At 66.3% G+C, this 18,889-nt stretch carries 18 protein-coding genes; 7 read left to right on the forward strand and 11 right to left on the reverse strand.

The window, feature by feature from the left end; all coding sequences use genetic code 11:
• Nucleotides 1-86 precede the first annotated feature (86 nt).
• Nucleotides 87-1,787 carry a 3-ketosteroid-delta-1-dehydrogenase gene (locus U0R18_RS02675; protein ID WP_526365676.1) on the forward strand — a complete coding sequence of 567 codons (1,701 nt, stop codon included), beginning with the start codon at nt 87-89 and terminating at the stop codon, nt 1,785-1,787.
• Here the strand turns inward: U0R18_RS02675 and U0R18_RS02680 are convergent.
• Nucleotides 1,784-2,392, reverse strand: coding sequence for a PadR family transcriptional regulator (locus tag U0R18_RS02680; protein ID WP_526367373.1), 609 nt, complete (start codon nt 2,390-2,392; stop codon nt 1,784-1,786). The two genes, U0R18_RS02675 and U0R18_RS02680, sit on opposite strands and share 4 nt — an antisense overlap.
• Nucleotides 2,393-2,558: 166 nt before the next feature.
• Between U0R18_RS02680 and U0R18_RS02685 the strand changes: the two genes are divergently transcribed.
• The gene (locus U0R18_RS02685; RefSeq protein WP_526365678.1) at nt 2,559-3,134 is read left to right on the forward strand and encodes a PaaI family thioesterase; all 576 of its coding nucleotides are present in this window, start codon (nt 2,559-2,561) and stop codon (nt 3,132-3,134) included.
• Between the two features lie 7 nt (nt 3,135-3,141).
• Here U0R18_RS02685 and U0R18_RS02690 read toward each other — a convergent pair whose 3' ends face one another.
• On the reverse strand, nt 3,142-3,768 hold the full coding sequence (locus U0R18_RS02690; protein WP_526365680.1) for a TetR/AcrR family transcriptional regulator: 627 nt from the start codon (nt 3,766-3,768) through the stop codon (nt 3,142-3,144).
• Nucleotides 3,769-3,927: 159 nt separating this feature from the next.
• Here U0R18_RS02690 and U0R18_RS02695 point away from each other — a divergent pair, with 159 nt between their 5' ends.
• The 3 genes from U0R18_RS02695 to U0R18_RS02705 are packed head-to-tail and all read left to right on the forward strand — an operon-like array spanning nt 3,928 to nt 6,886.
• Nucleotides 3,928-4,713 carry a spirocyclase AveC family protein gene (locus tag U0R18_RS02695; RefSeq protein WP_526365682.1) on the forward strand — a complete coding sequence of 262 codons (786 nt, stop codon included), beginning with the start codon at nt 3,928-3,930 and terminating at the stop codon, nt 4,711-4,713.
• The gene (locus U0R18_RS02700) at nt 4,710-5,903 is read left to right on the forward strand and encodes a cytochrome P450 (RefSeq protein WP_526365684.1); all 1,194 of its coding nucleotides are present in this window, start codon (nt 4,710-4,712) and stop codon (nt 5,901-5,903) included. Before U0R18_RS02695 ends, U0R18_RS02700 begins: the two co-directional genes overlap by 4 nt.
• Nucleotides 5,904-5,908: 5 nt before the next feature.
• The gene (locus U0R18_RS02705) at nt 5,909-6,886 is read left to right on the forward strand and encodes an LLM class flavin-dependent oxidoreductase (RefSeq protein ID WP_526365686.1); all 978 of its coding nucleotides are present in this window, start codon (nt 5,909-5,911) and stop codon (nt 6,884-6,886) included.
• Here U0R18_RS02705 and U0R18_RS02710 read toward each other — a convergent pair.
• From U0R18_RS02710 to U0R18_RS02720, 3 genes are read right to left on the reverse strand one after another with little or no spacing between them, the layout of a single operon-like run.
• On the reverse strand, nt 6,858-7,952 hold the full coding sequence (locus tag U0R18_RS02710; protein ID WP_526365688.1) for an NAD(P)H-dependent amine dehydrogenase family protein: 1,095 nt from the start codon (nt 7,950-7,952) through the stop codon (nt 6,858-6,860). The genes U0R18_RS02705 and U0R18_RS02710 overlap by 29 nt on opposite strands.
• A complete protein-coding gene (locus U0R18_RS02715; protein WP_526365690.1) occupies nt 7,952-8,926 on the reverse strand; it encodes an LLM class flavin-dependent oxidoreductase in 975 nt (324 codons plus the stop codon). The genes U0R18_RS02710 and U0R18_RS02715 overlap by 1 nt, the downstream gene beginning before the upstream one ends.
• A 7-nt stretch (nt 8,927-8,933) precedes the next feature.
• On the reverse strand, nt 8,934-10,142 hold the full coding sequence (locus tag U0R18_RS02720; protein WP_526365692.1) for a cytochrome P450: 1,209 nt from the start codon (nt 10,140-10,142) through the stop codon (nt 8,934-8,936).
• Nucleotides 10,143-10,232: 90 nt separating this feature from the next.
• On the opposite strand from U0R18_RS02720, the gene U0R18_RS02725 reads away from it, so the two are divergent.
• Together U0R18_RS02725 and U0R18_RS02730 are read left to right on the forward strand one after the other, a co-directional pair.
• Nucleotides 10,233-10,865 carry a TetR/AcrR family transcriptional regulator gene (locus U0R18_RS02725; protein WP_526365694.1) on the forward strand — a complete coding sequence of 211 codons (633 nt, stop codon included), beginning with the start codon at nt 10,233-10,235 and terminating at the stop codon, nt 10,863-10,865.
• Nucleotides 10,866-10,876: 11 nt separating this feature from the next.
• Entirely contained in the window at nt 10,877-11,836 is a 960-nt protein-coding gene (locus U0R18_RS02730) for an SDR family NAD(P)-dependent oxidoreductase (protein WP_526365696.1), read from the forward strand.
• Here the strand turns inward: U0R18_RS02730 and U0R18_RS02735 are convergent.
• The 6 genes from U0R18_RS02735 to U0R18_RS02760 are packed head-to-tail and all read right to left on the reverse strand — an operon-like array spanning nt 11,829 to nt 18,888.
• Complete coding sequence (locus tag U0R18_RS02735) at nt 11,829-13,106, reverse strand: cytochrome P450 (protein ID WP_526365698.1); 1,278 nt, start codon at nt 13,104-13,106, stop codon at nt 11,829-11,831. The genes U0R18_RS02730 and U0R18_RS02735 overlap by 8 nt on opposite strands.
• Nucleotides 13,107-13,117: 11 nt before the next feature.
• A complete protein-coding gene (locus tag U0R18_RS02740) occupies nt 13,118-14,041 on the reverse strand; it encodes an SDR family NAD(P)-dependent oxidoreductase (RefSeq protein WP_526365700.1) in 924 nt (307 codons plus the stop codon).
• A complete protein-coding gene (locus tag U0R18_RS02745; RefSeq protein ID WP_526365702.1) occupies nt 14,034-15,245 on the reverse strand; it encodes a cytochrome P450 in 1,212 nt (403 codons plus the stop codon). Before U0R18_RS02745 ends, U0R18_RS02740 begins: the two co-directional genes overlap by 8 nt.
• 26 nt (nt 15,246-15,271) lie before the next feature.
• On the reverse strand, nt 15,272-16,747 hold the full coding sequence (locus tag U0R18_RS02750; protein WP_526365704.1) for an aldehyde dehydrogenase family protein: 1,476 nt from the start codon (nt 16,745-16,747) through the stop codon (nt 15,272-15,274).
• The gene (locus U0R18_RS02755) at nt 16,740-17,759 is read right to left on the reverse strand and encodes an SDR family oxidoreductase (RefSeq protein WP_526365706.1); all 1,020 of its coding nucleotides are present in this window, start codon (nt 17,757-17,759) and stop codon (nt 16,740-16,742) included. The genes U0R18_RS02750 and U0R18_RS02755 overlap by 8 nt, the downstream gene beginning before the upstream one ends.
• Entirely contained in the window at nt 17,752-18,888 is a 1,137-nt protein-coding gene (locus tag U0R18_RS02760) for a spirocyclase AveC family protein (protein WP_526365708.1), read from the reverse strand. Before U0R18_RS02760 ends, U0R18_RS02755 begins: the two co-directional genes overlap by 8 nt.
• Between the last annotated feature and the right edge of the window lies 1 nt (nt 18,889).

An 18,889-nucleotide genomic window follows, 5' to 3' on the forward strand; every position in this document is an offset into this window, starting at 1 on the left:
GCCGATCCGCAGTGTCGTAGGCAGCGCGTTCCACTCATCAGGAGGCCACTTCGCACCGGCCGCGAGGGCAACTTACCGTCGTCACCGTGATCACGCCCAGCATGACGATCCCCGCCGGACTGCCCGTGACCGACACCACCGTGGACCTGCTGGTTGTGGGTTCCGGAACCGGGATGGCTGCGGCGCTGACGGCCCGTGAATCGGGGCTGTCGGTGCTGATCGTCGAAAAGTCGGAGTATGTGGGCGGTTCGACGGCCCGCTCCGGCGGCGCCCTGTGGTTGCCCGCCAGCCCCGTGCTCCGCGACGACAATGCCGCTGACACACGCGAACGCGCCGGCACCTATCTGGCCTCGGTGGTCGGCGACACCGCGCCCGCCGAAAGGTCGACTGCGTTCCTCGAAAATATCTCGGCGACAGTCGAACTGCTGCGCCGTACCACGCCGATGAAACTGTTCTGGGCCCGCGAATACTCCGACTATCACCCGGAGGAGCCCGGCGGCAGCGCGGCCGGGCGTACCTGCGAGTGCCGGCCCCTGAACACCGCGATCCTTGGCGCGTACCGCAACCGGCTGCGGCCCGGCGTCATGGAGGTCACCATCCCGATGCCCACGACGGGCGCCGACTACAGATGGATGAACCTCATGACACGGATGCCGCGCAAGGGATTGCCGACCATCGGAAGGCGCCTACTCCAGGGTGTCGGCGGCCTCCTCCTGGGCCGGCGCTACGCGGCTGGCGGACAAGGATTGGCGGCCGGCATGTTCGCCGGCGTCCTTGCGGCCGGCATACCGGTCTGGACACACACCACTCTGCTCCGCCTCGCGGGCGATGGTGACCGGGTAACTGGAGCGGTGCTCGACCACGGTGGGCGCGAAGTCACGGTCACCGCCCGGCGCGGCGTAGTACTGGCCACGGGTGGCTTCGACCACAGCATGGACATGCGCTGGAAGTTCCAGTCCGAAGGACTCGGCCCGGATTTCAGTCTCGGCGCGGAAACCAACACCGGCGACGGTATCCGGATCGGTCAGGATCGCGGAGCCGATATCGACCTGATGGACCAGGCCTGGTGGTTCCCAGCCGTAGCGCCGCTGCCTGGCAAGGCACCCGCAGTGATGTTGGCCGAACGTTCCCTGCCGGGCAGCCTCATCGTCGACCAGAACGGGTCGCGCTTCGCCAATGAATCCTCCGACTACATGTCCTTCGGCCAGCGGCTTCTCACCCTCGAGCGGGCTGGTACCCCGGTCGAATCCATGTGGATCGTGTTCGACCAGGCCTACCGCAACAGCTATGTCTTTGCCGCCGAACTCTTTCCGCGCATGCCGATCCCCAAGCATTGGTACGACGCCGGCATTGCGGTGCGCGCCGACGGGTTGAGCGAATTGGCCACTGCGATGGAGGTTCCGGTCGAAGAGTTCGCCCGGACCATCACCCGATTCAACGAAAGTGCCTCCGCCGGTGAAGATCCCGACTTCGGCCGTGGTCGCAGCGCCTATGACCGGTACTACGGCGATCCGACGATAACGCCGAACCCCAATCTGCGGCCGCTGGTCAAGGGGCCGTTCTACGCCGTCAAGATGGTGTTGTCAGACCTCGGCACCTGCGGCGGACTGCGCGCCGATGAGCGGGCCCGGGTGCTGCGTGAGGACGGCAGTGTCATCGACGGGCTGTACGCGATCGGCAATACCGCGGCGAATGCCTTCGGTGCGACGTATCCAGGTGCGGGCGCGACGATCTCGCAGGGCCTGGTCTATGGATACATAGCCGCACGGGACGCCGCGCGGGGTTAATCCTTGCGTTTGGATTCGATCTGGCGCTCGACCTCGCGCCAGTAGCCAGGAACCGGCCGCGGCTTTCCCGCACCGCCCTTCGCCGCGTTGGCAATGACGGCGTCGGCCGCGTCGATGTCCTTGATCATCTGGAGCGCAAACTCTCGCTCGGCAGCGTAGTACTTTGCAGCCCAGCGCAATGCGATGACGGAATAGGCCCAGGCCGGCTCAACCTCCGCACCCTCGGAATCCTCGATCGCCTTGCGGTAGCGTGCATCGACGAAGGCGATGTGCTGCTGCAAGATCTCCTTCATCTTGGTCGGATTGCTCAAATGGCCGAATGTCATCCTCAGCAGGACGCTGTGCTTCAGCACGGTGGGATCGACGGGAGCGTCGTTGACCCATTCGGTGACGGCCGTCATCCCAGCCTCGGTGATCTTGTAGAGCCGGCGGCTGCGAGTGCCCTCGGACGGCTCGACACGTGAGGTCACGAGGCCGAGGGTTTCGAGCTTCTTCAGCTCCGTGTAGATCTGACTGTAGGACGGGCTCCAGTAATAGAGATCGACGCTCCAGTCGATCCATTTCTTGAGGTCGTAGCCGGAGACCTCTTCCTCGTAGGACATCATTCCCAGTACGGCCCAGCTGGTGGCGGCAAGTCCGCCCTTGGCCGCCTTGTCGCCGGGTTCGTCCACGTCGACAGACTAACAACACAGGTCACAGGCGTGGCTCCAGTGGCCGCTGGCCGGGACATCGTGTTGCCGCTGCGCTGTCTGTCGGCCAGGGTGGTCGGAAATGACCGACTCTGCGTATCAGGCCCTGGCCGAATCAGTGCGGCGTCTCGTTGATGCCACCATTCGTACCGAGGCCGATGCCGGCACCGTCGCGACGGTGACCGCAAAGGTGGATGCCGCCACCGCCCAATTACGCGCGGCCGTGATGCCCGGCTCGTTCGGGCAGCGGTGCATCAACGACGGTCAGCCAATCGCATCGGGCAATGTCGTGATCGGTGTCCGCAACCCGATTGCCCCTCCGTTGGAGGTGACACGCGAGTCTGACGGGTCGGTGTGGACGGAGTTCATTCTGGGAGCGCCCTATGAGGGCCCTATCGGCCACGTGCACGGTGGGGTGTGTGCGCTGATTCTCGATCACGTGTTGGGCGCGACGGCGCATCAGCCGGGACGCCCGGCGGCCACCGGGACGTTGACACTCCGCTACGAACGAGGTACTGCGCTGAACCGGCCGCTACGCGCGGAGGCTCGCGTCGACCGGGTGGACGGGCGAAAGGTGTTCGCGGTGGGCCAGATCGGCGATATCGCAGGTGCGACGGTAGTCGCCGAGGGAGTGTTCATCCTGCCACGACCGGAGTGACCCCACCCTACGGCCGGTGCAGAAAACCGTGCAGGGTGGCCTGCACCAGTTCGTCGACGATGGCCTCCCGGGCGGGCGGTTCGGCGCCGAAGAACGTGGACCGCAGTGCCACCATGCCGACGATCATCGCGACCGTGGAGTGCGCGGGCAGATCCGGCTGGCTCGAGCGCAGCCCGCGCAATTGCATACCCTCGGCGCTGATCCCGCCCAGCACCGCGAATGCGCGCCTGATCTCGGAGATGCCGGTGTCCTCGAGCTCGTCGTCGGTCAATGCATCGGAGGCGGCCAGTGTCAGCAGCAGACCCCGGTTCTCGACCAGGACGTCGTAGAGCGGGCCGACGAACTGCCGGGCCAGGTCCTCCTCATCAGTATCCTCGGGCACCACGGACTGCCAGGTTTCGCCGAAGCCTGCGACGAACGTCGTGAACGGCAGCACGAGTGCTTCGCGGAACAGCCCGGCCTTGGACCCGAAGTGCCGGAACAGCAGATATTCGGTGACCCCGGCGGCTTCGGCGATCTCGCGGGTGGTGGTGCGCCGATAGTCCTGACGTGCGAACAGCTCCCGCGCGGCATCCAGCAGTAGGCGGCGTGCTTCACCGGGCGCTCGCCGTGCGGTGCTGGATCGCGTGGGCACGGTTGTGCACCCTAACTGGTATTCGAGGTCATTGACGTCCCCTTCATAATAGTGTCCACTATTACTCGTGGGACAACTCATCATGCTGGGGACGCTGTTCGGACTGATCGTCCTGATCTACGGTCTGGTTCTGCGGTTCGATCCGGAAGCCCGTATCCGGTGAACACCGAGCTGACCCCGCTGCTGACCGCGGCCGTCATCTTCGGCTGGGGTGGCGGAATCATGTTCTCCGCCATCGCGATCTACCTGAGCGTCCGACAACGACGCCTGCATCCACTGCTGCTGGTGTGCATCGCGGCCATGTCCATCTCGTGGATCGAGGCGCCCTACGACTGGGCGATGTATGCCCAATTCCCGCCGGCGCTGCCCCGGATGCCGTCCTGGTGGCCGCTGAACATGACCTGGGGCGGCCTGCCGTCATCCGTGCCGCTGGGCTACATCCAATATTTCGTGCTGCCCGCCGTGATCGGCGCCGCTATCGGCCGCTGGCTCAGCTCGAGATTCGGCTGGCGCCGGCCGGTCACCCTGCTGACGGTCGGCCTGGTGGTCGGGTTCTGCTGGGCGCTGTTCTTCAATGCCGTCATCGGCGCGCGGCTGGGTGTCTTCTACTACGGTCTGGTGATCCCGGGGCTGGCGATCTTCGAGGGCAGCAAGCACCAGTACCCGCTCTACGACGCGCTGGCGATGGGTGTGCAGATGATGGTCTTCACCTACCTGCTGGGGCGCACGGATAGCCAGGGCCGCAACGTGATCGAGACCTGGGCGCAGCGGGTGACCAAGACCGGTGCACAAGCTGCAGCGCTCTCCATCGTCTCGGTGATCGTGCTGGCCAATCTGCTCTACGGCGCGGTGTTCGCCCCTCACCTGGCTACCAAGCTCGGCGGCTATGTGACCTCGGGCCCCACGGAACAACTGTTCCCCGGCGTACCGAATCAACCGCGATGACGGGCCCGGCGGTGGAGGTCTATTACGACCCGTTCGACCATGCCATCGACGACGATCCGTACCCGGTGTGGGAACGGATGCGCGCCGAAGCGCCGCTGTACTACAACGACAAGTACAAATTCTATGCACTCAGCCGTTACGACGACGTCGCCGCCGCGCTGCCGGACTGGCAGACGTACCGATCCGGCCGGGGCACCACGGCCGACATCCTGTTCAGCGGCATCGAGGTGCCACCCGGCATCCTGCTGTTCGAGGATCCGCCCCTGCACGATCTGCATCGCCGGCTGCTATCGCGGGTCTTCACCCCGCGCCGCATGCTGGCCGTCGAGAACATGGTGCGCGAATACTGTTGCAACGCATTGGATCCACTGCGCGATGAGGACGGCTTCGATTTCGTGGCCGATCTCGGGGCATTCATGCCGATGCGCACCATCGGCTATTTGCTGGGGATTCCGGAAGAGGGCCAGCAGCAGATCCGCGATCTCAACGACCGCAACATAACGGTCGGGAACGAGGCCGCCGATATCAGCCCCACCATCTTCGCCGAGACCATCGGGATGTTCGCCGAATACATCGAGTGGCGGGCCACGCATCCATCCGATGACCTGATGACCGAGCTGCTGAATGCAGAGGTGGATGAGGCCGACGGCACCCGGCGCCCGCTGGAGCGCACCGAGGTGCTGGCGTATACCGCGATGGTTGCCGGCGCCGGTAATGAGACCACCGCGCGGCTCATCGGGTTCATGGGCCAGCTGCTGGCCGAGCATCCCGATCAGCGACGTGAACTTGTCGCCGATCCGGGACTGATCCCCGGCGCCGTCGAGGAGACCCTGCGCTACGAGCCGCCCTCCCCGGTCCAGGCCCGGTACGTCGCCCAGGACGTCGAACTCTACGGCCGCACCGTGACCGAGGGTTCATACATGCTGCTGCTCAACGGATCTGCCAATCGGGATGAGAAGCACTTCCCCGATCCCGACCGGTATGACATCCACCGGGGTGGCGGCCACCTGAGTTTCGGGCAGGGCATCCACTTCTGCCTGGGCTCGGCGCTGGCACGGCTGGAGGCGCGCGTGGCGTTCGAAGAAGTTCTGGTGCGATGGCCCGACTGGTCGGTCGACTACGAGAACGCCAGCCGCGCCCGCACCTCGAGTGTGCGGGGCTGGGCGAGGCTGCCGGTCAAGACCGGGTAGTGCCGATGTTCACGCTGCGGTTCGATATGCGCTGCCCGCAGGGTGGCACATCGGAGCTGTATCGCGCGGCCCTCGAGATGTGCGCGTGGGCCGAGACGCGGGGTGCGATGCTGGCCGTTCTCTCGGAGCATCACGGCACCGAGGACGGACATCTGCCCGCACCGCTGATCCTGGCCTCGGCGATCGCGGCCCGCACCACGGCGCTCAACGTCCTGATTGCCGCCGCCGTGCTACCGCTGTATCACCCGGTGCGCCTCGCCGAGGATATGGCCGTCCTGGACAACCTCAGTGGCGGCCGGGTGCACTTCGTGTTCGGAATCGGCCACCGCGCAGAGGAATACGAACACATCGGGGTCAACGTCGGCCGGCGCGGCCGGATCGCCGATGAGAACCTCGATCTCCTGCTCCGGCTGCTGGCCAGCGATCCCGTCTACGTGGACGGCCGACGTGTCCACGTCACACCGGCCGCGGCAACGGACGGCGGCCCGCGCATCATGATCGCCGGCGGCAGCATTGCGGCGGCGCGTCGAGCCGGCCGGCACGGACTCGGATTCATCGCTCAGACCACCACACCGGGCCTGCGGGAGGCCTTCGAAGCCGCGTCGCTCGAACACGGCAATCAGCCCGGTCCGATCCAGTTCCCCGAACCCGACAGTCCGACTGTGGTTTTCGTGGCCGATGACACCGAGCTGGCCTGGGCGGAGATCGGCCCGTATCTGTTGCACGACGCCCGGATGGCGGCGTCATACCGGCACGGCGACGATTCGGTGGCCAGCATCACGCGTGCCGACACCGTCGAGGAACTGCAAGCTGCAGGACATCCCTATGGGGTGCTGACCATCGATGCCGCAGCCGAGCGGATCCGCAGCGGCAAGGCGCTACCACTGCATCCGCTGTGCGGTGGGATGCCACCGGAACTCGCCTGGCCCTATCTCGAACGCGCGGCGGCCGCCGTCAGCGCAGCACGTTCCGCGGCAGGGTGAGCGGCAGGTCCAGCGCGCTCAGCAGGCCCGGCTTTGCCTGCACCACATAGGGAATGGCGTTGACCACCCGCATCGCTGTCGACACCATTGCCCCAGCACCCGCGTCCATCGCCGAACCGAATGCACCTGGTTCACGCAGGCTGGCATTCATGGTGCATGCGATATCCGGTTCACCCTCGATCCGGACCTGATAGATCGGCCTGTCCACGCGATCGCCCCACTCCAGGCCGAGATCGGGCGCCAACCGGTTCACGTGCTCGATGATGATCGCTTCGCGGCCGTCGATCACAGCGATGGCCTGGGTGCGCAGCGCCCCACAGGTGCCGGCCTCGGCCGTGCCGAATGCCACCTGCAGGTCGCGGTCGGTGGCCACCCGGTCGAATCGCTCGCGGATCTCATCGATCCGGCAGCCCAATCCGTCGGCGATGAGCCGTAGGCCGGGACCCCACTGGAATGCGATGGCACCCGGATAGGCCAGATACGGTGTGGCATCGAGCGGTAGGCCGAAGCCCATGGCGTCGCGCATCGCCTCGGCCACCGGGTAGTCGTCGTACATGGCGATCTCGCTGGAGTAGATCTTGGTGATCGACTTGGATTGTGTCGCCAGCACCAACGCCAGATGATCGGCGGCGAACCCGGGTTCGATACCGCTGGCGTACAACGATGCACCGCCCGCCCCTGCGGCTGCGGTCAACTGGGTGCGCCACGCCTCCGGTTCGAAGGATGCCGGATGGATCAGCCGGTTCGTGGAGGTGGTGACCACGTTGATGCCTGCCGCCAGAAGACGCAGGTAGTCGGGCACCGCCGCCGCGTCCCGGTCGGGACCACTGGCCGCGTAGACCACGCAATCGGGCCGCAATGCGATCAGGGCATCGGCGTCACTGGTCGCGTACACCCCCAAGGGTCCGATGCCGACGATCTCGCCCGCGTCCCGGCCGGTCTTGTCCGGCGAGTGCACCCACACCCCCACCAGGTCGGTCCCCGGGTTCTCGGCCACGGCACGGACCGCGATCGACCCGATGCCGCCGGTCGACCACACCACCACCCGAAGCACGTTGTCTTCCATCAGGATCCTCCCTGTTGGCATTCGCCCGCGTCCGCGGCGGTCCGCAGGTATTTCCACGCAATGTCCGGCGGTAGACCGCCGCACAGCGGGGCCAGATTGAGCACCTGGCCGGCTCGTGCTGCTGCCGCTGCCTCGTCCGGGGTGAGGATGCGGTGGGTGCGGGACTCGGCGCGCAGTTCCGTCACGCTGCCGGCCGCCGTCACTCCCGCTGACGTCCCGTTGACCGGATTCCATTCGGCATAGGCCTGCGCGTCGTGCAACAGATGCGGGTCCAGTTCGTCCCAGGCAAGGTCGACGTCCTCGGCGACGAACGTGACGCTGGGTGTGTCGCGGTCGGGTAGCACCGTGACACCGGGCGGGTGACCGTGTTCGGCGCAGGCCGCTTCGTAGGCCTCCCGCGACCCAGGCATATCCCCTTGGGCCAGGTAGCCAAGGCCGTAGCGGCCCGCGCGCCGGGCCGCGGCCACGCTGCCGCCACCCCACATCAGCATCGGGCCGCCCGCTGTGTCCGGCGGCGGGGTGACGGTGACGCGCCGGGTTCCGATCTCCACGGTCTCACCGCTGAGCAATCGCCGGACCAGGTCGAGCTTCTCGTCGGCCAGGCGGCCCCGGTCGGACACGTCGAGTCCGAATTGGTCGAACTCCTCGGGCCGGTAACCGAGGCCGAATACATACGACGCTCGCCCCGCGCTGATGATGTCCAGGACGGCCATCTCCTCGGCCAGGCGGACCGGTTCGTACAGCGGCAGGACGACCGTCAGGACAATCGGGAGGCTCCGTGTGCGTGCGGCGATGGCCGTGGCCAGGATCAGCGGTGCCGGGAGGTAGCCGTCGGCCGAACCGTGATGCTCGCACAGCACGGTGGCCAGGCATCCGTGATCCTCGGCCCACTCACACATGTCGACCGCGGTCCGGTACAGGTACGTACGCGGCGCTCCGCCGGGTGCGCGCATATCGAATCTGATTGTGAACAAGCGGAATTCACCAGGTGACCGGGAGCGCTTCGACGCCGAAGATCTCCTGCTGGTTCTGGAACCGAAGCTGTTCGACGGGTACCGCCAGCTGGAGGCCGGGCAGGCGCCGCACCAATGACGATAGAGCGATCTGCATCTCGACGCGGGCCAGATTGGCGCCGATGCACTGGTGTGCGCCGTAGCCGAAACCCAGGTGCCCGCGGGCATTACGGGCTGGGTCGAATCTGCCGGGTTCGGTGACGAACTCGGAATCCCAATTGCCGGCGGGCAGGTTCATCAGGACCAGGTCCCCCGCCCGGATTTCCTGGCCCGCGATGGTGCAGTCCTCCAGGGCAACCCGTTCGACCAGGCTGTGGACCACGGTCAGGTACCGCATGAGCTCTTCGACGGTTGCGGCGACAACGGCCGGGTCGTCGGTGTCGCGGAGCCGTGCCAGGGTGTCGGGATGCTGCAGCAGGGTCAAGGTACCCAGGGAGATCATGCTGGCGCTGGTCTCATGTCCGGCCTGGAGCATGATCACCGCGTTCATGGCCACGGTCTCGAGGGAGAGTTCCCCGGCCGCAACATGATCGGTGATCAATCGGCTCACCAGGTCGTCACCAGGCTCGCGTTCCTTGCGCGCCACCAGCTCGAACATGTACCCGAACAGGGTGCCTGTGGCCGCCGACTTCTCTTCGACGGACGAGCTCGAGTCCAGCCCGGCCAGACTCCACTTCTGGAAGAACTCATGGTCCTCATAGGGCACTCCGAGGAGCAGGCAGATGACGAGAGACGGAACCGGCAGCGCGAAATCGCGCACGATATCGCACGGCGGGCCATTGGCCGCGATCCGGTCGAGGAATCCGTCGACGATCTCCTGGATCTGCGGCCGCATGGCTTCGGTACGCCGAAAAGTGAAGTCGCCGGTCATCATTCGGCGCAGCCGGTTGTGCTCCGGGTCGTCGATCCGGGGAAAGAGAACCGGCAGCGTATCCCCCAGGTCTGCCTTCATGGCGTCCGGAATAGTGTCGGCGCTCAGCCTCGGATCGACCAGAGCGGCCCTGATGTCCGCATAGCGGCTACAGACCCACGTGCGCTCCTCACGCCACATGGCCTCCACCATGCCCGGCCGATCCCGCCACTGGGCGAACTCCGCGGGCGGCGCTAATGGGCAGCGTGGGTCCCGGGGCATCGGGAACGTCGGCAGATCGGTTCCGGCCTGCGGTGCGGCAGCCATCGGCCTCCTTCGATTCGACAGCTGACTGTCAATTGCTGAGCCTAAGGTTCGCACTAGTGGCAGTCAACTGTCGGTTGTTAGGCTGATGGGATGGAATCCGCGGTCGATCGCGCAACACGGGCCGATGCCGTCCGCAACGCCGACAAGATCCTCCGCTCGGCCCGCGCCGTCTATGCCCACGTCGGTCCCGACGCCCAGATGAGCGCCGTCGCAACACATGCCGGTGTCGGAGAACGCACACTCTATCGACACTTCCCCACCAAGGCCGTGTTGTTGCGCGCCGCGCTCGATCAGAGCATTGCCGAGGACCTCTCGCCGGCCATCGAGCGCTGCCTGGCCAACCCGGACCCGATGGCGGGTCTGGCCTCGTTGATCGATGCGGCCATCGCTCTGGGCGCCCGGGAACATTGCATCCTGCAGGCGGCCCGCGCATCCGGTGCGCTGACCGACGATGTCTCCGGCCCGCTGTATGCGGCCCTGGAGAGTCTGACAACCCGCGCCCAACGGGCGGGCCTGCTGCGCCCCGACCTGGTCGGTGCCGATCTTCCCCGTCTGATCGCGATGCTGCACAGCGTGCTGTGGACCATGGATCCCGCCACTGGCGGCTGGCGCCGGTACCTCGAACTGATCCTCGACGCCATCAGCACCTCCCCGCAGAAGCGCTCTCTGCCAACAGCACCGGAGTTGCGTGGCATGTCGGACTCGGACAACTGGCCACTGTGAGCGGGGCAGGCGTGAACGAACTGCGATTCGACGGGAGGGTCGCGGTCGTCACCGGCGCCGGCGGCGGGCTGGGCCGGCAGTACGCACTGCTGCTCGCGGCCCGCGGCGCTCACGTTGTGGTCAATGACACCGGCGGTTCGGTGACCGGCCACGGCTCGCCGACCGATACCGCGCAGCAGACTGCCGACGACATCAGTATTGCGGGCGGCTCGGCGATTGCCAGTACCCATAGTGTGACCACCGTGGAGGGCGGCCGAGCCATTGTCGACGCGGCCCTCGAACGGTGGGGGCGGTTGGACATCGTCGTCAACAACGCCGGCATCGTCGACGATGCGCCGTTCGATCAGATGACCGACCATCGCCTCCAGCCCCTCCTGGACGTCCATCTGCGGGGCGCGTTCAACGTCACACGCCCGGCGTGGACGGTGATGCGGGACAACGGATTCGGGCGGATCGTGAACACCTGCTCGGCGGCCGGTCTGCTCGGTTCCGTGCACATGAGCAACTACGCCACGGCCAAGGGCGGCATTCTGAGCCTCACGCGCGTTCTGGCGGCCGAAGGCGCCGATCTGGACATCAAGGTCAACGCGATCGCACCGATCGCCGCCACCCGGATGCTGGACTACTCGTTGCGCAGCGTCGATGCATTGAACGATCCGGCCTCAGCGGCGGCGGCCCAGGAGATGATGCGGCCATTCCTGGACCGGCTGGACCCCGCCCTGGTGGCGCCGGTGGTCGCATTCCTGGCGCACCCGGACTGCCCGGTATCGGGTGAGGTGTACACGGCCGGGGCCTGCCAGGTGGCGCGCTACTTCGTCGGCAGGACCCGCGGCTACCACAACCCGGGATTGTCGGTCGAGGACGTCGCCGCCAACATCGACCGCATTCGGGATGTGTCGCACCACACCGTTCCCGAGGGTCCCGGTGACGAGATGGCCGAACTGTACGGCGCGCTGTTCGGCGCTAACTGATCACCGGGTCGAACTCGATGTGGATGGACGTCAACCCTCGCATGATGAACGTCGGCTCGAAGTCGTAGTGCCGGTTGCCCTCCGGCCCGTGGTCCTTCTCCGAAATCCGGATGTTCGTCATCCGGTCCAGGATCCGGTTCAGCGAGATGCGCCCTTCGGCGCGGGCCAGTGGTGCCCCGAGGCAGGAGTGCGAGCCGCGGCCGAATGCAACGTGCTCGCGTACGTTCTTACGATCGACCTGAATATCGTTGGGATTCTCGAACTTCCGTGGATCGCGGTTGCTGGCGCCGGGCAGCAGCATCACGACCGTACCGGCCGGGACCGCCAGTTCGCCGATCTGGGTGTCCTTGCCCGCGAGCCGGAAGTGGGTCTTGACCGGGCTTTCCAGTCGCAGTGTCTCTTCGACGAAGCCGGGGATCAGATCACGTTCGGTGCGTAGCTTCTCCTGGATGTCCGCACGTTCGGCGACGGTTCGGATCGCGGCGCTGAGCAGCTTGGTGGTGGTGTCCTGCCCGGCCGCGAACAGGAATGTTGCCACCTTCACCACCTCGTCGACGGTTGGGGTGGACCCGTCGGGATATTTCGCCTGCGCCAGTTCGGTCAACGTATCGGCGCGTGGATCGGCCCGTCGGTCGGTGATGTAACCGGCGAACTTCTCCTCCAGCCACAGCAGCGGATTGTGCGCGACGGTCTCCTCCTCGCCCAGACCACCGAGTGGCTCACCCGACAGCACCGCACGGAACTGCGGATGGTCCTCGGCGGGCACGCCCAGCAGATCGGCCACCACCAGCGTCGCGAACGGTTTGGCGTACTGCTCCATGAACTCGCAGTGCCCGCGGGACAGGAAGGTGTCCAGCTGCTGGTCGGCCAGCCGCCACATGAACTCCTCGTTCTCGCTGAGCCGCTTCGGGGTGATCAGCTTGTTGAGCAGCCCCCGGGTCCGGGCGTGCTGCTCGCCGTCCATCGTGACGATGTGTTCGGCCATCGGGATCTGCGCGCGGTGTTCTTCGATCTGCGCACCGATGTCGGGGCCCTGCGGGGTGAAGGGCAGCGGTGGGAACGGCCCGGCCACCGCCACACACGAGGACATCACCGGATCCTTGTAGGCCGCAAGGGCTTCTGCGTATCCGGTGATCGCCAGGACGTTCTGCGGGGTGGCGGTCCGGACCGGACCGGATGAACGCAGGTGGTCGAAGTACCGATAGGGATCGGGGATCAGGGACTGATCGCTGAAGTAGTCGATGGTCTCGACGGCGTCGGTCTGAGTCACGTTCTCTCCTGTCACAGTGTCATTCCGGCCGTCTCGGCCACGTGGCCGTCGCTGACGTCCATCACCTCGCCGATTCGTTCGGCAATCTCCTCGGCGCTGATCGACGGGCTCGTAATCCCCTTGGTACACACCACGGCAATGCGTGCGACACCGCCCATGCCGGCCTGGAGCACCTCACCGTTGAGCGGGCAGGATTCATGGGCCAGGAAGGCGGCGGCCGGTGCGCACAGTTCGGGCGGCATGCTGGCGTTGATCTGGTCCATCACATCCCCGGGGATGGACATCTCGGCGGACAAGGTGTCCGAATGCGCCGCGGACAGCCGGGTGAACGCCCGGGGCGCAATGGCATTGACCCGGATCCCGTGGACCAACCCCTCGGTGGCCAGGTTCCGGGTCAATCCGAACACCGCGCCCTTGGCCGCACCGTAGCTGCTCAGCTGGGTGATCCCGCCGAGCGTTGCCTCCGACACCGTGTTGACAACGCGTCCATAACCGGCCGCGATCATGTGCGGCCAGGCCGCCTGGGTGACGAACACGGTACCCAGGTAATGCACCTCCAGCATGCGGCGGAACTGCTGAGCCGTCAGGTCTTCGAACATCGCCGGATCGTGGATCCCGGCATTGTTGACCACGATGTCGATCCGGCCGAAGGATTCCAGTGCGGTCTTGACCACGCGGGCCGCCGAATTCTGTTCTGCCACCGACGCGTAACACGCCACTGCCGAACCGCCGGCATCCTGGATCTCGGCGACGACGCTGTCGGCGGGATCCGACGACTCCCCCGTTCCGGTGAGTCCACCGCCGATATCGGCCACCACGACGTGCGCACCCTTGGCGGCCAACAGCAATGCGTGCGCGCGGCCCACGCCCCGACCGGCGCCCGTCACGACGGCCACCCGGCCGTCGAAACGAAGCTCGGAGCGCAGTTCAGACATCGAACAGCACCGGCACCGATGTCGGTGATCGGAACACCTGACCCCGGATGTGTGGATCGTTGCCGTCCGGGTCCAGGCGCAGGTTCGGCAGCCGATCGAATAGCAGATTGAGCGCCGTGCGCATCTCGAGGCGGGCCAGATGCATTCCGAGACAGACGTGTACGCCGTGGCCCCACCCCAGGTTCGACCGAGCCGGGCGGAAGATGTCGAATCGGTCCGGATCGGGCCAGCGGTCCTCCTGCCGGTTGGCCGCGCCCAGCATCGGCATCACCGACGAGCCGGCCGGGATCTGCACACCCCCGAGCTCGGTGTCCCGTGTGGCGGTACGCGTGATGGTCAGCAGCGGCGGCTCCCAGCGCACGCCTTCCTCGATGGCCTGTGGGATCAACGCCCGATCGTCGCGGACGGCGTTGAGCTGCAACGGATCCGACAGCAGTCCGAGCAACAGGTTGCCCAGCGACCGATAGGTCGTCTCGACCCCGGCCGGCAGCAGCAGCCGCAGGAAGGAGTAGATCTCCTCATCCTCGAGTTTCTGCCCGTCGATCTCGGCGGCGGCCAGCGCGCTGATCAGATCGTCGCGCGGTTCGGCCCGGCGGGCCGCCAGGATGGGGGCGAAGTACTCGCACAGCGCTGCCGCGGCGGCCAGTCCGCGTTCGGGGTTCATGATCCAGCTGAGCAGCGAGATGGACCAGCGCTGGAACTGCGGGTAGTCCTCCTCCGGCAGCCCCAGCAGCCCTGCGATGATCTGGCTCGGGTAGTCGAAGGTGAACTCCTTGACCAGATCTGCCCTGCCGTTGGCGGCGAACTGGTCGATCAGCCCGTTGGCCACCCGGCCCACCAGCTCGTCCTGGTAGTGCGCCAATGCCTTCTGCGAGAACGCCTTCGAGACCAGGGAGCGCAGTCGACCGTGGATCGGTTCATCCATGCCGAGCATCACCCGCTCACCGAGTACCGGACCGAATGCCGCGATCACGCCCTTGGACGAGAACGTGTCGTTGTCCTTGAGCAGCTGCTGGGCCTCCTCGAACCGGTACACGATGAACACCGGCAGGGATTCCTCGTGCGGCATGCCCGAGACGTCGAGGCGCTGGACCGGTTCCTCGCGGCGCAACCGCGCGAGTTCGGTGTACGGATCGCGGACGTCGCCGGACACCGCGTCGTCGAAAGCCCCGAAGTCCTCGAGGTCGTCAAAGAGCTGTTCCATTGTCTTCCTTCACTACTGGGCTGGAGTTACTGAGCCGGGTAGGCCACCGATTTCACCTCGGTGTACTGCCGGAAGCCTTCGACGCCGTTCTGGCGTCCGACGCCGCTGGCCTTGTAGCCGCCGAATGGGGTGTCAGCGCCGTAGCCGACGGTGCCGTTCAGTCCGATGAACCCGGCGCGCAGGCGACGCGCGACCGCCAGGGAGCGGTCCAGCGAACCCGACATGACATTGCCGGCCAGGCCGTAGACGTTATCGTTGGCGATCCGGACCGCATCGTCATCGTCGTCGTAGGGAATCACCACCAGCACCGGGCCGAAGATCTCCTCCTGCGCGATGGTCATCGAGTTGTCGACATCGATGAAAAGAGTTGGGTCAACCCAGAATCCGCTGTCGAAGCGAGCCGGTGAATCGGTGCTGCCGACCAGCATGGTGGCACCCTCGTCGACGCCCCTACGGATGTACCCCAGGATGCGGTCGCGCTGGCGTTCCGAGATCACCGGACCGCACAGCGTGCCGGGGTCCTGCGGGTCGCCGGCGAACATGTTCGCGTAGATGGCCTGCAGGATCGCCACGCCTTCGTCGTAGCGCGAGCGCGGCAGCAACATGCGGGTGGGGGCCGCGCAGCCCTGGCCGGCGTGCATCAGCGGGCCGATGCCCAGAAGGCAGGCGGTGTTGAAGTCGGCATCGTCCAGCACGATGGTGGCAGACTTTCCGCCCAGTTCGAGGAACAGCCGCTTCATGGTGGCGGCGCCCTTCTCCATGATCCGTTGTCCCACCGCGGTCGAGCCGGTGAATGAGATCATGTCGACCTTCGGCGACAGTGTGAGTTCCTCGCCGACAAAGTGGTCCGAGGCCGGCACGACATTGACGACGCCGGCGGGGATGTCGGTGTGCTCGTTGATCAGCCGGCCCAGCCGGGTCGCGTTGAACGGGGTGTTGGGCGCGGGTTTGAGCACCACGGTGTTGCCGGGCGCCAACGCCTGCGCGAGCTTGTTGATGGTGACCTCGAAGGGAAAGTTCCACGGCACGATGGCGCCGACGACGCCGACGGGCTCGTGCCACACCTTGCGTCGGGTCTGCTGCCCGGTGACCGATACGAACGCCTCACCCAGATCGTCCTCCCAGGCGAATTCGTCGATCATCCGGGCCGGATACTTCAGACCGTCCTGCAGCGGCGCGTCCAGCTGCGGGCCATGGGTGACCGCGCGCGGGCAGCCGACCTCCCGGATCAGCTCCTCCCGCAGCTCCTCGAGCTCACCCTCGATGGCGTCGTGCAACTGCAGCAGGCACGCCTTGCGCAGGTCAGGGTTCGTCGACCAATCCGATTCGTCGAAAGCGCGACGGGCGGCATCGATGGCCCGATGCATATCGGCCTTCGAGGCGTCGCACACCCGCCCGAGATCCTCCTCGGTGGCCGGGTTGATGTTGGCGAATGTCCCGGCCTCCCCCTCGACCAGCTTGCCGTCGACCAGCATCCGCGCTTCGTGGGTCACCTCAGGCATTGTTGTTCTCCTTGGCGGCTTGCTCCTTCTTGGCGGCGCGCTTGGCCGCGACGGTGACCATCTTCATCAGCACCGGCTGTGGCAGGACCCGGGCAGCGGCCACCATCGCCCGCTGCGAGAGGGTCAGCGGCACCTGGCCATTACGCATGGTGCCCTGACGCGGGAGGCCCATCACCAGTCGGCTGACCTGGTGCATGCCCGCCGCCGGCAGGAAGCGGTTGGACACCAACAACATCGACGCATCCAGGCCGACCCCACGGCGTCGGAAGGGCGCCTGTTCGTCCAGAGCCCGCACCAGGCCGTCGGTGAATTTCGATGCCGGCCGGGCCAGGTTGCCCACCGCGAAGCGGCCGCGCTTGTCGATGGTCCGGTGCATCCGCGCATACGGGCCATCGAAGTCCCGTTCGTCAACAGTGCCGGCGTCGGTGATGATGTCGGTGTCGTAGGTTCCCGCGATCAGAACGGTGACGCCCAGCCCGAACGGCGCGATCTCGCCGGCCATCGATTCGGCCCAGCGTTCCAGCGCGCCCTTGGCGGCCGAATAGGCCGCGATGTTCGGTTGGCCACGTACCCCGCCGGCGCTGGACACCACGATGATGCGGCCCGCGCCGGCCGCCCGCATTGCCGGCAGCAGGGCCTTGGTCAAGGCGACGGGACCCAGCACATGGGTACCGAACATGTTCTGCCACAGCGCCGGATCCGATTCCTCGACCATACCCGCGGCCGAGATGCCCGCATTGTGGACCAGACCGAACGGCGCACCCCCCAGCGCCTCCTCGATCGCCTTGCCTGCCGCGGAGACGGATTCGGGGTCCAGCAGATCGAGCTGGACGGGGATCAGCCGGTCGTCATCGTCAGCCGCTCCGGTGGCCTCGCGGAGCGCGGCCATATCACGCTCGGGTCTGCGCATCGCCGCAACCACACGCCACCCCTCGCGATAAAGGCGTGCGGCCGAGGCGAATCCGAGTCCCCGGGACGCGCCGGTGATGACGACGCTGCGCGGTTCACCCATTCGCGGATCCCTGCGCACAACGATCGCTCTTCGAACCAAGTTCGACATCGAGGTTCTGGGCGGGCCCCTGCTGCCACGTGGCCCACTTGCCGACCGAGTACGGACCCTCGGCTCCGTTCGCCCGGTAGAACCCTTGTGGGTCATAGACCTTCGCTTCCGGGTACGGCCAGGGGCAGGCGACCGAGGTGGCCAGTCCGCTGGCCTTGATCGCCCAGAACCAACCGCCGTAGGCGAAGTACGACACGTTGATGATCACGAACATCACCAGGAATGTGCCGAGTACCGGCTTCTTCGGGAAGATCCTGGCCTTCGCTGCGAGCTTCTCCGCTACCGACTTGCCGGTGTCGTCGCGGTAGACCAGTATCGCGGCCGGGATCATCACGAAGGTCACGGACAGCGACTCCCAGATCAGCGGGAACTGGAATGTGCTGCCCGGGAACAGGGTTCCGAACGGAATGGTCTGTGAGTAGATGTACAGCCCGGTCCGCACCAGACTGACCTCGAGCATGGCATCGAAGATGAAACCGATGACCAATACCAGTGCGCCCAGGCTGATCAGCGGGTGCCGGGACACGAAAGCCTGCGGGCCGTGTTTGGCCTGCAGCTTGCGCAGGATCCAGATCGCCGGGAAGTACGGGCCGAAGTAGAAGGTGACGTATCCGAACACGATGAACGGTTCGACGGTCGGCGACATCATCACCAGCGGCCAGTTCTCCGGCCAGTGCAACAGCATCGGGTTGTACACGGCGTAGGGCGACCAGTTCATGATCGGGTCCTGCCAGACGATCAGCGTGGTGCACAACACCATCAGCAGCACCGGACTGCCGGGGTCCTTGCGCCAACCGCGGATGAATACCACGGTCAGGACCACCACCATGAGCAGGGCGCCGACTTGCGGGATGACCTGCCAACGATCGAATCCCGTCAGGAATTCGACCGGACGCGGCCGACCTTCGACATTGGGGTTCGCCACCCGGGGGTCGACCGCGGTACGGCCCACCGCGGCGAACAACCCGAGGAATCCGAGCCATGCGGAGAGCGCGATCCAGCGGCCCCAGTTCGGGCCCGTCCGGGCCGGTGGCGGTGCATCACCCTGTTCGTCCAACGATGTCGACTCGCGCGTGGTCATG

This window comes from Mycobacterium sp., from assembly GCF_046330795.1.
Taxonomy (GTDB): Bacteria; Actinomycetota; Actinomycetes; order Mycobacteriales; family Mycobacteriaceae; genus Mycobacterium.